13 protein-coding genes are annotated in these 13395 nt (G+C 62.8%); 8 read left to right on the top strand and 5 right to left on the bottom strand.

Annotated elements, in window-relative coordinates; genetic code table 11:
• Window positions 1-16 precede the first annotated feature (16 nt).
• The 5 genes from ACFSDX_RS20220 to trpS all read left to right on the top strand — a co-directional run bounded on the left by ACFSDX_RS20220 (window position 17) and on the right by trpS (window position 4109).
• Entirely contained in the window at window positions 17-391 is a 375-nt protein-coding gene (locus ACFSDX_RS20220) for an STAS domain-containing protein (protein WP_144845077.1), read from the top strand.
• 192 nt (window positions 392-583) lie between these two features.
• Entirely contained in the window at window positions 584-1501 is a 918-nt protein-coding gene (locus ACFSDX_RS20215; RefSeq protein ID WP_382316870.1) for a ribonuclease Z, read from the top strand.
• 49 nt (window positions 1502-1550) lie between these two features.
• The gene (locus ACFSDX_RS20210; protein WP_382316868.1) at window positions 1551-2300 is read left to right on the top strand and encodes a queuosine precursor transporter; all 750 of its coding nucleotides are present in this window, start codon (window positions 1551-1553) and stop codon (window positions 2298-2300) included.
• A 177-nt stretch (window positions 2301-2477) separates the two neighbouring features.
• On the top strand, window positions 2478-3083 hold the full coding sequence (locus ACFSDX_RS20205; protein WP_382316866.1) for a hypothetical protein: 606 nt from the start codon (window positions 2478-2480) through the stop codon (window positions 3081-3083).
• A gap of 45 nt (window positions 3084-3128) precedes the next feature.
• Window positions 3129-4109, top strand: a complete 981-nt coding sequence (gene trpS, locus ACFSDX_RS20200; protein ID WP_382316864.1) for a tryptophan--tRNA ligase — start codon at window positions 3129-3131, stop codon at window positions 4107-4109.
• 126 nt (window positions 4110-4235) lie between these two features.
• Here the strand turns inward: trpS and ACFSDX_RS20195 are convergent, their stop codons facing one another.
• The 4 genes from ACFSDX_RS20195 to ACFSDX_RS20180 form a co-directional block, all read right to left on the bottom strand.
• Window positions 4236-5021, bottom strand: a complete 786-nt coding sequence (locus ACFSDX_RS20195) for a hypothetical protein (protein ID WP_382316862.1) — start codon at window positions 5019-5021, stop codon at window positions 4236-4238.
• 104 nt (window positions 5022-5125) lie between these two features.
• Entirely contained in the window at window positions 5126-5557 is a 432-nt protein-coding gene (locus tag ACFSDX_RS20190; protein WP_382316860.1) for a response regulator, read from the bottom strand.
• Window positions 5558-5607: 50 nt separating this feature from the next.
• On the bottom strand, window positions 5608-8118 hold the full coding sequence (locus ACFSDX_RS20185) for a PAS domain-containing protein (RefSeq protein WP_382316858.1): 2511 nt from the start codon (window positions 8116-8118) through the stop codon (window positions 5608-5610).
• Between the two features lie 98 nt (window positions 8119-8216).
• The gene (locus ACFSDX_RS20180) at window positions 8217-8657 is read right to left on the bottom strand and encodes a hypothetical protein (RefSeq protein ID WP_382316856.1); all 441 of its coding nucleotides are present in this window, start codon (window positions 8655-8657) and stop codon (window positions 8217-8219) included.
• A gap of 580 nt (window positions 8658-9237) precedes the next feature.
• Between ACFSDX_RS20180 and ACFSDX_RS20175 the strand changes: the two genes are divergently transcribed.
• Together ACFSDX_RS20175 and ACFSDX_RS20170 are read left to right on the top strand one after the other, a co-directional pair.
• Window positions 9238-10464 carry a glycosyltransferase family 4 protein gene (locus ACFSDX_RS20175; protein WP_382316854.1) on the top strand — a complete coding sequence of 409 codons (1227 nt, stop codon included), beginning with the start codon at window positions 9238-9240 and terminating at the stop codon, window positions 10462-10464.
• Window positions 10461-11435: a glycosyltransferase family 2 protein gene (locus tag ACFSDX_RS20170; protein ID WP_382316852.1), complete on the top strand. Its 975-nt coding sequence runs from the start codon at window positions 10461-10463 to the stop codon at window positions 11433-11435. Before ACFSDX_RS20175 ends, ACFSDX_RS20170 begins: the two co-directional genes overlap by 4 nt.
• A 15-nt stretch (window positions 11436-11450) precedes the next feature.
• On the opposite strand, the gene ACFSDX_RS20165 is transcribed toward ACFSDX_RS20170, so the two are convergent.
• Window positions 11451-12497 (bottom strand): UbiA family prenyltransferase, encoded by a 1047-nt coding sequence (locus ACFSDX_RS20165; RefSeq protein WP_382316851.1) that lies wholly within the window; start codon window positions 12495-12497, stop codon window positions 11451-11453.
• Window positions 12498-12553: 56 nt separating this feature from the next.
• Here ACFSDX_RS20165 and ACFSDX_RS20160 point away from each other — a divergent pair, with 56 nt between their 5' ends.
• Entirely contained in the window at window positions 12554-13387 is an 834-nt protein-coding gene (locus tag ACFSDX_RS20160) for an ABC transporter permease (protein ID WP_382316849.1), read from the top strand.
• The last annotated feature ends 8 nt before the right edge of the window (window positions 13388-13395 follow it).

The raw sequence follows: 13395 nt of genomic DNA, 5'->3' as shown, positions 1-13395 counted from the left end.
CCCCCGCTGGTTCTTTATGAAGTACTCCATTGATAAAAAAGAGAGCTACACCGTCATCACCATTGATGAAAAAAAGCTTGATACGACCGTGGCTCCTGACCTCAAGTCGGAGTTCGTGAAGCTAAACGCCGAAGGTACCAACAACCTGATTCTGGACCTGCAAAACGTAAAATACACCGACTCGTCGGGACTCAGCAGCATTCTGATTGCCAATCGCCTCTGCAACTCGACCGGCGGCCTGCTGGTGCTCACCGGCCTGCAAGACCACGTGCTGAAGCTCATCACCATCAGCAAGTTGGAATCGGTACTGCACATTCTGCCCACCGTGGAAGAAGGCATCGACCGTATTTTTCTGCACTCCATCGAGCGCGACCTCACCGATAAAGAATAGCTTTTCGTAAGCTGCTAGCAGGTGTCTTTAGTTGTCACTTGGCTGTTAGCTATTGGCTCCCGCCCGGGAGCTGATGTCTGGCAGCCAGTGGCTTTTTTTATTTAAAGTTGTTAGCTGATGGCTGTTAGCTGTTAGCGCTCGTCAAACGAAAGAGCTAACAGCTAGTCGCTAACAGCCAGCAGCTTTTTAGCAATGCAGTTTGAGCTTCAAATACTGGGCAGCGCCTCGGCCACGCCCATGGTTGGGCGCCACCCCACGGCCCAACTGCTGGCCGTAGGCGAAGGCCGCTACCTCATCGACTGCGGCGAGGGCACCCAGTGGCGGCTGCTGGAGCACCGGCGGCGCCTGAGCTCGCTGCGCGTTATTTTTATCTCGCACCTGCACGGTGACCACTATTTTGGGCTGTTTGGCCTGCTGGGTACGCTGCACTTGCAGGGCCGCCAAGAGCCACTGCTGATAGTGGGCCCGCCCGGCCTCGACTTTGTGCTCAGCACGCAGGCCTTGCATTCGGGTATTCAGTACGGGTTCAATATCACGTTTGTGGCCGTCGACACCGAGGCCCACGCTGTGGTGTATGAGGATGCTCTGGTGCGCGTGTCTACGCTGCCCATGCGCCACCGCATTCCGTGCTGCGGCTACCTGTTTGAGGAGCAGCCGCGCCGCGACCGCCTGGTGAAGGAAAGCCTGCCACCCGGCCTCAGCCCGGCCGAGCTGGCGCAGCTCGCCCAGGGCCACGACCTGCCCGCCGACCCCGCTACCGGCCGCCCGGCCCTGGCCCACGCCGCGGTGTCGACGCCCGCCGCGCCGCCCAGGCGCTACGCCTTCTGCTCCGATACGCTCTATACGCCCGCGCTCGCCGAGCTGGTACGCGGCGCCGACCTGCTCTACCACGAAGCCACCTTTTTGGAAGAGCTGCGCGAGCGCGCCGCCCACACCCACCACAGCACCGCCCGCCAGGCCGCCGAGCTGGCCCGCGCCGCGGGCGTCGGGCAGCTGCTCATCGGTCATTTCTCGTCGCGCTACAAGCAACTGGCAGCGCATTTACAGGAGGCGCAGGCCGTTTTCCCAAATTCCGAGCTTGCGACCGAGGGCTTGGTTGTGGCGCTGTAAGCACCCTAGGGCGCCTGTTGTGTCTCCCCGCAATGCCAAAAGATTAGTGATGCCCGCTTCCTACGCTCACAAGAAACAGCAACTCTACCTGGTGCTCAGCGGCATCTTTTTGGTGAATGCGCTGCTGGCCGAGGTTATCGGCGTCAAAATCTTCTCGGTCGAAAAAACGTTTGGCCTCACGGGCAGCTTGTCGGCAGGCGTGCTGGTCTGGCCGGTGGTGTTCATCGGCACCGACGTCATCAACGAGTATTTTGGACGCAAGGGCGTGCTGCGCATCACCTTCCTCACGGTGGGGCTTATTCTGTACGCGTTTTTGGTTATTTTGGGCACTACCCGGCTGGCACCGGCCGATTTCTGGCTCGACCTCAACAAGACCGATGGCCAGGGCCGGCCCTTTGATATTGAGTTTGCTTACCAGAGCATTTTTCGGCAGGGCCTAGGTATCATCGTGGGCTCGCTCACGGCCTTTGTCATTGGGCAGGTGCTCGATGCCAGCGTGTTTCAGGCGTTTCGGCGCGTCACGGGCAGCCGCTTTATCTGGCTGCGGGCCACGGGCTCCACCCTCATTTCGCAGCTCGTCGACAGCTTTGTGGTGCTGTACGTGGCGTTTTATGTATTTGGCAACTGGCCGCTGAAGCAGGTGGTGGAGGTAGCTACCTTCAACTACTGGTATAAAGTGGCCGCGGCCATATTGCTGACGCCGCTGCTGTACCTGGCGCACTACCTCATCGACCGCTACCTAGGGCCCCAGGAAACGACGGAGCTGCAAGCGGAGGCGCTGGTTGATGAGGGTGTGTAGGCGCCAAAGCCATTGGCCAGGGTCGAACTAAAAAACCAGGGCGCCGGTACCTTTGCAGCGGCCTACTTCGGCGCCAGCTTGGTGTTGCGGCGTCCGTGGGCCGTCAAGGCCCAGCTACCCAACCTAGTGCGAGCCTCTACCCAAGGCCCGCGCCTTAGTCTGCTTATGCGCTTTCTTTTGCTTTCTGCTTTTTTTGCTGGTGCCAGCGGAGCGGCGCAGGCCCAAGTGAGCCTGCGCCTGGGCGGGCCCGAAGGGGCGCCGGGCAGCTACGTGTTGCTAAACGACCCGCAAGTGCGCCACACCGGCCTGCTGAAAGTATCGGCCAAGCAGCTGTCGGGCAAGGACTCGGATGGCCAAAAGATAGTGCGCCACCCCGGCGAGATTGCTAGCCTGCGCGTACGCCAGCAGCGCTACACCACGGCCCAGGGCTTCACAGTCCGCAATGGCTTGTTTGAGCACGTCGAAAACGATAAAGTCTTCGTGGAACTGCTCGACAGCGGGCGGGTATCGCTGTTGCGCTACACCTCGCGCCTGCGCACCGGGCAGCTCGGCTCGGCCAGCGATTTTACGGCCTACCTCGTGCGGCAGAGCGGGCAACCAATGGTCATCACGCTCTACACCGACACTGGCAGCTACCTGAAGAATAACAAAGAGCTTAGCGCCGAGCTGCGCCCCTACGCCCTCAACCGGCCCGATTTGCTGAAGCTGCTCGACGCCAACCAGGTGGGCCCGACCCAGCTCACCCGGTTTTTTCACGCCCTCAATACCAACTCCGACTTCTAACGTCGCTTACCCGCGGCCCCCGGTGGGCTGCCCATCCTAGGTTCCATGTCCCGCATCCTCACCGGCATCCAGAGCACCGGCCGCCCCCACCTGGGCAACTTGCTCGGCGCGATTCTGCCCGCCATCGAGCTCTCGAAAAACCCGGTCAACGATTCGCTCTACTTCATCGCCGACCTGCACTCGCTCACCACCGTGCGCGACCCTGCGCTGCTGCGCCAGAACACCTACGCCGTAGCGGCGGCCTGGCTGGCCTGCGGCTTCGACACCGAGAAAAACCTATTTTACCGGCAGTCTGATGTGCCGCAGGTCACCGAGCTCACGTGGTATTTGTCGTGTTTCACGCCCTACCCCATGCTAGCCAATGCGCACAGCTTCAAGGATAAGTCGGACCGGCTGTCGGACGTGAACGCGGGCCTCTTCACCTACCCTGTGCTGATGGCGGCCGATATTCTGCTCTACGATGCCGAGGTAGTGCCCGTGGGCAAGGACCAGGTGCAGCACCTCGAAATAGCTCGCGACATTGCCGCCGCCTTCAACAGCCGCTACGGCGAAACGCTGGTGCTACCCCGCCCTAGGGTGGATGAGCAGGTGATGCTGGTGCCCGGCATCGATGGGCAGAAGATGAGCAAAAGCTACGGCAACACCATCGACATTTTCGTGCCCGAAAAGGAGCTGCTCAAAACCATCAAGAGCATCATCTCGGACAGCACGCCGCTCGAAATACCTAAGAGCCCCGACACGGATGTGACCTTTAAGCTATATTCGCTACTGGCCTCGCCGGAGCAAACGGCCACGATGCGCGCCAGCTACGAAGCCGGCGGCTACGGCTACGGCCACGCCAAAAAAGAGCTGTACGAGCTTATTCTCCAGCGCTTTGGCGAAGAGCGGCGCCTGTTCAACTACTACATGGATAACCTGCCCGAGCTCGACGCCCGCCTCGCCGAAGGTGCCCGCAAAGCCCAAGCCTACGGTGCCGGCGTGCTGGCCAAAGTGCGCGAGAAAGTAGGCTACGGCGCGGCTAGCTAAAACGGCACTCCAGCCATAAAACGGCTGTCATGCTGCCGAAGGAAGCATCTTGTCTAGTTAGGATTACTACCCTAGCAAGATGCTTCCTTCGGCAGCGGCAGCCGTTTTTATTATCTAAATTCCTACCTAAAACTGCTGCTCGTGCGAGAAACTGAAGCCGACTTTGCTGGCGCGGCTCACCTGCTGGTTTTCAAGCTTTTGCTTGACGGTAATCTTCTGAATATCATTCATCGGCGGGGCTATGAGGTCGTTGTTGACGGCCGCAATCATGGCGCTTTCCACGAATAGGCGCATGGCATCGGTCGTGACGGGGCTGGCGCTCATGTCGTGGTCGGGCAGCTCAAGCTGCTGCACGCCTTCGAGGAAATAATGGCTGTCGATATTCACCAGCAGGCGGCCCACTAGGTAGCCGGGGTCGCTCAGGCGCTGATACTTAATGCTGTCGGCCATGAAGTTATAGGCCATGATGTGACCGAAGAAGCGCCGCCGAAAATCGTCCTGCACGTAGGGCGTGGTCATGGGCCCGAAGGTGTCGGGGAAGGTCACGATGTTGGAGTGCATGACAAACACCAGCAAGTCGCCGGAGAAGCGGATATGAAACTCCATGCCATTGACCGGGTAGTACTCGATGCGCACGCTCGGGTCGAGGGTGGTCGTTATTTTTTGGGTCAGCTCAAGGCACAGCTCCTGCGAAGCCTGGCGCAGCACGTCGAAGGCCGCCTGCGTGGCCCGGAAAATCGCCTGCTTGACGCTGGCCTTGCCGCTCAGGCCCTGGGCAATGAGGTCGAGGCGGTCGGCGGGCTGCTCAGCCGCCTCGGCCGGGGCCAGCGCGGCAGCCTTCTTACGGGGTTTGCGGCTGGGCTTGGGGGCAGCCGGCGAGGGGTTAGCGGAAGCGGAGGAGGTGGCAGCCATAAGCAAACGGTATCAAGAATAACGGGATAGTTGCTGGCGCAACTTACGCATCCGCCCGATTTTATTCTGCCGGCCAGTGCCGCGCTTAAGCGCCGGGCCGGCACCTAGGCGCGTGCGCTGGTCGGCGGCGGCTCCGCAAAATATTTTTCGATAATAAGGTCTACTTTTTCCTGCGTCAGCGGCTTGCTCAAACACTCGGCAATGGGGAGCTGCTCCAGGCGCTGCATGTCAAGCGGATGCAGCGAAGTAGTGAGCATGACGATGACATTGGCGCGCTGCTGGGCCGGCGGCAGCTGCTGGTAAGCCTCCAAAAACCCGAAACCATCGAGCACGGGCATCTTGATGTCGAGCAGCAGCAGTGCCGGGCTAGCGGCGGTAGCGTGCTGGCCGTGCGTGGCCAGCCGGTTCAGCGCTTCTTGCCCATTGAGGGCCACTAGCACCTGGCTGGCTACTTCCATTCTTTCCAACAGCCTCTCATTAAGATAATTGACTGTTTGGTCATCATCGACCAGCAAAATGCTCGTAATCTTTGCCATGAGCGTAAACGGAGCCGCTACTGCCTCTTACCCTAGGTCGGTAGCCGCATTTAGCGGGGGAAATAAACAAAAAAAGTGGAGCCGCGCCCCAGCTGGCTTTCGACTTCGATGTGGCCCCCGGCATTCTCCACTATTTTCTTGACCATGTAGAGGCCAATGCCCGAGCCCTCGACGTGGGTGTGGTAGCGCTGAAACATGGTAAATAGCTCGTTGCCGCGCGCTAGGTCAAGCCCCAGGCCATTGTCCTGCACCTCCAGTACTAGGTGGGGGCCCTGCGGCCGGCTGAGCAGGCGCACCCGGGGCCGGCGGCCGGGCTGGCGGTACTTGAGGGCGTTGCTGAGCAGGTTGTACACCACCGAGCGCAGGTTTTTTTCGGAGAACGCGAGCGTGACGAAGTCGGGCACGTCGAGGACAATCTGCGCGTTGCCTTCCTGGATGAGCGGGGCCAGGTCAAGGCACACGCGCTGGATAACCTCGGCCAGCCGCACGGCGGTGGTATCTCCTTGCCCGTACTCTTTTTGCAGCTTCGACACCTCAGTGAGGTGCTCGATGGTGCGCTTGAAACGGTCGACCGAATCCTGCATCAGGCGCAGAATGTAGCCCACATCGCCCGCCTGGCTGGCGGCGGGCAGCTCGTGTTGCAGCGCCAGCAGCAAGCCTTCGATATTGATAATGGGCGCCCGCAGGTCGTGCGAAGCCGTGTAGATAAAGTTATCCAGGTCTACGTTGGTGCGGGTGAGCTGGCGATTGATGGCACCGAGCTCATCGTTGGCCGCTTGCAGCTCCTCGTTCACCACGGTCAGCTCCTCATTCACCTCCTGCTCGCGCTGGCGGGCCCGCAACTGGGCACTCACGTCAGTCGAGACCAGAATGAGCCCCACCACCTGGCCGGGCTCGTTGCGCAGGGGGTAGATGCTGAGGTTGACGTAGGTGGCTACCAGCTGGCCCGCCCGCCAGAAGCGGGCTTCTACTTCCTGGGCTACGTAGGGCTGCCCAGTGCGGCACACCTCGGCCAGCAGCCCTTCGAAACCCTGCTCCCGCAGCTCGGGCAGCGCCTCAAAAAACGGCTGGTTGAGCACTTCTTCGGCGGGGCGCCCCCACATGTCGATGACAAAGGGGTTGGCCACTTCTATCTGATACGTGGGCCCTTGCAGGATGCTGATGGCCACCGGGGCCTGCTCGAACACGGCCCGCAGCTGCTGGTAGGCGGCGTGCTGCCGGCGCGCGTGCACGCGCTCGGTAACGTCGAAGGCAAATACGAAGATGCCCTCGGGCACCGGGGCGCCGTAGGCCTCGTAGGTAAAATCGAGGTACACCAGCCGCTCGCCGCCATCCGCGGTGGGCAGGGTTAGCGGCCGCTCGCTGCCCACGCACGTTTTGCCGGTGGTGTACGCGCTGTGCAGCCACGCGCCGTGGCCCTGGGCATACACGGCGGGTAGAGCCACCGCGTAGGCCCGGCCAAGCAGTGGCACATCGCCAAAAAAATGCTGAAACGCCGGGTTAGCGTAGGTCACGGTGTGGTGGGGGCCGTGCAGGAACGCAATCAGGGCCGGGGTTTTGGCAAACACCTGCGCCAGCCGCTCGCGCTCGGTGGCCAGCTGCTGCTGGGTTTGGGTGAGCTCGGTATTGGCGCGCAGCAACTCCTCATTCAGCGTTTGCAGCTCCTCATTGGTAGCGCTGAGCTCCTCGTTGAGGGCCTGCGCCTGCTGGCGGTCCAGCACCTGGGCCGTCACATCGGTGGCAATGTCGAGCACGCCCAGCAAGTTGCCGGCCGCGTCATAGAGCGGCTGGTACACAAAGTTGAAGAAGCGCAGGCTGAGCTGCCCATCCCGGCGCAGCCACGCCGGCACTTTGGTACCCACAAACGGCTCGCGGGTGCGGGCCACGTCGGCAATAAGCTCGGCAAAGCCCTGGCCTTGCAGCTCGGGCACGGCGGCCAGCAGCGGGCGGTGCTGCACCTGCTCGGCGGGATAGCCCCACATGGCGCACAGCTGCTCGTTGGCCATGGCTATCACCAGGTCGGGGCCTTGAAACAAGCCAATGGCGACCGGCGCCTGGGTTAGCAGGGCTTGCAGCAGGTTGTGCTCGCGCTCGGCGGCCAGCCGCGCCTGCTGCTCGCGCGCCTGGCTCAGGCGCAGGGCCGCTTCCACGGCGGGGCGGGCCTCGTCGGTAGCCACGGCGGTGAAGTTTACCAGCAGCTCCTCGCCCACCCGCTGGGCCGCTACCTGGCAATGGTGGGCTGAGTCCCCGGTGTGGTAGGTGACCTCGAAGTGCGCAACCTGGCCCGAGGCAAACGCCGCCTGGTGCAGCGCCAACCCGCCATCGGCGGGGCTGCGCGCAAAATGATGCTGGTAGGTGACGCTCGCCGGGTGGGCCGGCAGCGCCAGCAGGCGCTGCGCAGCCGGATTCACGTACGCGAACGCAAAATCGACTACTTCGCCGCCCGCACCGTGCACGGGAGTATAAAGCACAACACTCGTGAGCGACAACCCCAACAATGCCTGAAGCAAATCGGTCGGGTTGGCAAAATCAGCGGCGAGTGGGGTCTCGGTAGCAGGCATGGCAAGAGCAGGTGGGCCGCCGCTAAGGTAGGGCTTTCACCTTATTGCACAGGCACCTTCTCAGCAGAGCCGTAGGTACCGGGCCCCCGGTGCCCTAGCTAGTCGACCACGGGCGCTGGCACGACCCGGGCTTGCTGAATAGCAGCTTCCAGGGTATCGTGCCGCGTCAGGCCGAGCGCGGGGTCGGTGGCCGGCTGCACCAGGGCACCTAGTAGCTGCCGGGCAATGGATTCCTCCCTGCTATCGGCCTCCACCAGGCGCAGGTGGCGCAGCCCGGCCGCGTGCGCCCGCGGGTGCCAGTCGTGGGCCATCCAGTGGTGGGCGCCGGGGTGCAGGGTGCTCAGCTGGCGCAGGTCTACTATCCAGTGGGCCACGGCTTCGGGCTGGCGGTGGCCGGTGTACATCTGCAGGCCGTGGTTGAGCAGCAGCTGGTATTGGTCGAGGCTGACGTGGCCTTGCAGGCGCATCATAAGCCCCGGAATTTCGGGCGCCCACAGCGCCGAGCCCGCAGTAGTCGTGAAGAGACGAGATTGTAGCATAACAACGAGAATTAAAGGATGAAGGCGGCACACGCCGGCCGCCTGGCGGCCCCCGGCAGCGCCTCAACGGCTGGCCCGCCGGCGTAGTACGCACGAGGCACCTAAGGCGGGCTACGCGGGCCAATAACCCGGCCGCCGACCCGCGCCAGCCCCTGCTCGCGTCCATAACCAGTAGTGTTTCAACTTGTTTGCAGCCCGGCCGAATACCTCGGCAGTAGCCGCCGGCTGGCTACCGCTGCCCTAAGGCGCTACCAATACTGGTGCGCAGCGCGCCCTAGGTAGCGAAACAGGTACCCGTAAAGAGCTAAGCTTCTTGCCCGTCGCCCGGTGGGACGGCCGCCCCACCGGGCGCATTTTGTACGCCAAACGCAGCGCCGGGCGGCCCTTGGCCACGAGCCAGCCGCAGTGCGGCGCCTAGGCTAGTGCCTTTAAGGATAGTGAAGCGCCCGCCCACCATTATAATATGAACTGCAGTGCTTAATTTCGCTGCAATATTTGCATATAAAGCATTTACTACTAAGCTATTTATCAGGTAGTGCTTTTGCTTATTCTTAGTAGTGTACTAGTAAATAATTAGTAAATGTCATTATCAGCAGCTGCGCCTGCTTCCGAGCCCGCCGATACCCTGTGTTTTGTTATTGTTAGCACTTGCCCCGATGCCTGGGGAGGCAGCGAAGAGCTATGGCGGGGCGCCGCCCTGCACCTGGCGCAGGCCGGCCACGCGGTCCATATTTTTAAGACCCACGTGCAAGCCACGCACCCGCGCATCCAGGAGCTGCGGGCGGCGGGCTGCACCCTCACCGATTTGCTGGCCTGGCCCCGGCCAACGGTGCTGGCCCGGCTCAGCCACCGGGTGCTGCCGGCGCGCTGGTGGCCCCAGCCGCTGGAAACTGAGCAGCTGCTGAGCAGCGCCCTGCAGCAGCTGCAGCCGCACCTCACTCTCTTCTCGCAGGGCGGCAACCTCGATGGCGTGGCGCTGGCCCAGCCGTGCGCGCAGCAGGGCCACCCCTACGCGCTGGTGGTGCAAAAAGCCACCGAGATATTTTTGGTTTACGACGAAGGCCGGCAGGCCATGCAGCAGGTGTACCAGGCGGCGCAGCACTGCTTTTTTGTGTCGCGCCACAACCTCGAGCTTACCCAGTGCCAACTGGGGCAGCGCCTACCTAGGGCCAGCGTCGTGAGCAATCCCTTCAACGTGCCCTTTGCGGGCGAGCTGCCGGCGCCCCCCGCCGAGGCTGGGTACCAGCTGGCCTGCGTGGCGCGGCTCGACATTCTGGACAAGGGCCAGGACCTGCTGCTGCACGTGCTGGCGCGGCCCCACTGGCGGGAGCGGCCGCTGCACATCACCTTTTTTGGGTCGGGGCCGCAGCGCCAAGGCCTAGTTGAAATGGCTGATTTTCTGGAAGTGAGCGGGCAGGTCAGCTTTGCCGGGCAGGTGGCCGACGTGCCCGGCATCTGGCGCACGCACCACGCGCTGGTGCTGGCTTCGCGCTACGAAGGCCTGCCCCTGGCCATGGTGGAGGCCATGCTGTGCGGCCGCCCGACCATTGCGGCGCCGGCCGGGGGCATCGCCGAGCTGCTGATTGATGACGTGACGGGCTTTCTGGCGGCCGCGCCCACCGTCGATGCCCTCGACGAAGCCCTGGAGCGGGCCTGGGCACGCCGAGCCGACTGGCCCCAGCTGGGGGCCCAGGCGGCGCACCACGCCCGGGCGTCGGTGCCGCCCGACCCCGCCCTCGACTTCGGGCGGCAGCTCTTGCAGCTGGCCCATTCGCTTACTTCTATTTCTCAGGCCATTAGCGCATGAATCAGCCTTTAGTTTCCGTTATTATCCCTACCTACAACCGGGCGTCGCTTATCGAAAATGCGATTGGCAGCGTGCTGCGCCAAACGTATACGCACTGGCAGCTGGTGATAATAGACGATGGCTCGGCCGACGATACGCCGGCCCGGGTGCAACCTTTTTGCGAGGCCTACCCCGGCAAGATAACCTACCACTACCAGCCCAACCAGGGGCAGGCCGCCGCCCGCAATGCCGGCCTGCGCCGCTGCCAGGGCGAGTACATCGCCTCGCTCGACTCGGACGATGAGTGGCACGCCGACTTTTTGGCCGCCAGCGTAGAGCAGCTTACCACGCGCAACCTAGACCTGGTTTTCCTGAACTGGGTGGGCACCTACGACACCGAGGGCTTCACCAATTTTTACCAGCAGCCCGCTCAGCAAAAGGCCTACTGCACCACCCCGGCCGGCGACTGGTGGCTGCTGGCGCCCGCGCAGATGCGCCAGTTGGCCATCGAAACGTGTCCCTCGCCGTCGTCGGCCCTCATAATACGGCGCACGGCCCTGGCCGGCACCTGGAACGAGCAGATGCGCATTGCCGACGACTGGTGCCTGCTGCTGGACACGGTGCTGAGCCGGCCGTGCCAGGCCGCCTTCACCCTCAAGCCCCACTGGCTCAAGCACGTGCACGACACCAACATCTACGACGGCCGGTTTGACACCGCGCTCATTCGGGATATCGGGCTGCACGACGAGCCCCTGATGCTGGAGCGGTTTGGCGACCGGCTGCTGCCCGGCGAAAAGCGGCTGTTTCGCGAGCGCATTGCCACGCACCACTTCAATTTTATGTGCCTCAACTGGGCCAACCGGCCGGGCCTGGCCAGCATGCTGGGGCACGCCGCCCAGGCCATGCGGCTGGCGCCCTGGCTCACGACCCAGGCCTTTTGGGAGCGCGGCATGAGGCAGCTCAAGAAGCACACCTCCCAGGCGCAGCCCTAGGGTTGCTTATTGGGCTTAGGCGCGGCCGGGCCGCAGCTTGTGCAGCAGCACCCGGCCGTAGAGGTTGCCCTCTTGCACAAACTGCCAGGCGTAGCCCCCAAACAACAGCAGGTGCAGCACCAGCACCACGCCGTCGGCGGGGTAGCGCAGGCTCTGGGCCAGCAGGAACGCTAGGGGGTAAAAGAGCTTGTAATAATCGCTCAGCACAATGCGGCTATCGAGCGCCAGCACCTGGGGCCGGTGGCCAAACACGCGCAGCCGGCACCACTCCAGCCCCGCATACACCCCGAGCAGCCCGAGCGCCCAGCCGTTATAATTACTGATTAACATTCCGCCAAATGCCACTACCTCTACCGGAAACACCACCCACAGCCCTAGGTGCCGGGCCCGGCGCACGCCCTGCCGCAGCACAAACGTATCAACCTGGGCTTGGGCGTCGGCATCGGCATCGCTCAGCTGGTGCCACAAGATGTTGTGCACGCCGCAGGCCAGCACCCATGCGCCCACGGCCAGCCACCATGCGGTGGGCACGGCCTGCCCCGTCCACTGCCCCACCACTGACACGGTGAGCAGCTGCGGAAACACGTGCGCCCCGCAGGCATCGGCCAGCACGCCCGCCAAGCCCCGCACTTTCAGGCGCGCGGGTGGCAGCGAATACAGCGAGTACACCACCCAGGCCCCTAGGTACAGCAGCGCGCTTTGCGGGCTAAGCTGCCAGTAATAATAACCAAACCCGCAGCCCAGCAGCACGCAGCCCCCAATTACCAACCCCACGAACCTAGGCGAGCGGCCCGCCAGCCGGTTAGTTTTGCCCGCCGCGGCGTCGTCGGCCAGGTCGGTCCAGTCATTAAGCACACTCACGTAAATAGCGCCCACCAACAGCGACAGCAGCAGCACGACCAGGTGCCCCAGCAGCGGCAGCAAGGGCCGCCCCACCAGGCTGGCCGTGGCATAAAAAACGGCCAAAATCGGCGAAAACTTATCTACCCACCAATCGCTGGCCCGCGCCACGGCCAGCACCCCCGGCTGATTACCAGACTTTTCTACAATAACTTGACCCATAAACCTTACCTATAGTTAGTGTTCTACTTATATAAAGGTATTGGCCTTTTTGCAAAATGAAAGAAACAATTTATACGCCGCACTCGCCGCTGCACACGCCGCGCCTATTCGTGCGCGAGGTAGCCCATGATATGCGCCTGGTACATCACATTGGCTGGCAGCTGTTTCGGCGCAATTTGCGGGTGCAAATCCGCCAAAACCTGCTGGGCTACTTCTGGATGCTGCTGCCCCCCATCCTCACGGGCCTCACCTGGACCTACCTCGGCAAAAACAACATCATCCGGGGCTACGACAGCGCGGCGGCGCCCTACCCGGCCTTCGTGCTCACCGGCTTGTTTATCTGGCAGGGCTTTGTGGAAGCTCTCAACTGCCCGCTGCAACAGCTACAGGGCGCGCGCGGCACCATTGCCAAGGTGAAGGTGCCGCACGAGGCGTTTATCGTGGCGGGCATGGGCATGGTGTTGTTCAATCAGGCCATTCGACTGGTTATTTTGGCGGTGGTGCTGGTTTGGTTTCAGTTGCCGTGGCACGCCAGCCTGCTGCTGGTGCCGGTGGGCCTGGGCCTGCTGCTGGTGCTGGGCCTGGCCCTAGGGTGGCTGCTAACGCCGGTGAGCATGCTCTACGCCGACGTTTCCAACGTGCTGTCGATGGTGCTGGGGTTCTGGTTTTTGATTACGCCCATCGTCTACACGGCGCCCAAGTCGGCGGCGTGGCTGGCGGTGATTAACCCCGTGACGCCCCTGCTCACCACCATTCGCAACTGGGTGCTTACCGGCGAGGTGACCCCAGCACCGGGCTTTGGGCTGGTGGCCACGCTGGCCGTGGTGCTGCTGGCCGCCAGCTGGCTGGGCTACCGCCTGGCCAAGCCCCACCTCACGGCGCGCCTCTAGGGCGCGCC

It is taken from the genome of Hymenobacter bucti (assembly GCF_042681145.1).
In the GTDB taxonomy this organism is placed as follows: domain Bacteria; phylum Bacteroidota; class Bacteroidia; order Cytophagales; family Hymenobacteraceae; genus Hymenobacter; species Hymenobacter bucti.
The sequence above is the reverse complement of the archived record's forward strand: the minus strand, read 5'-3'. Positions and strand labels throughout refer to the sequence as shown.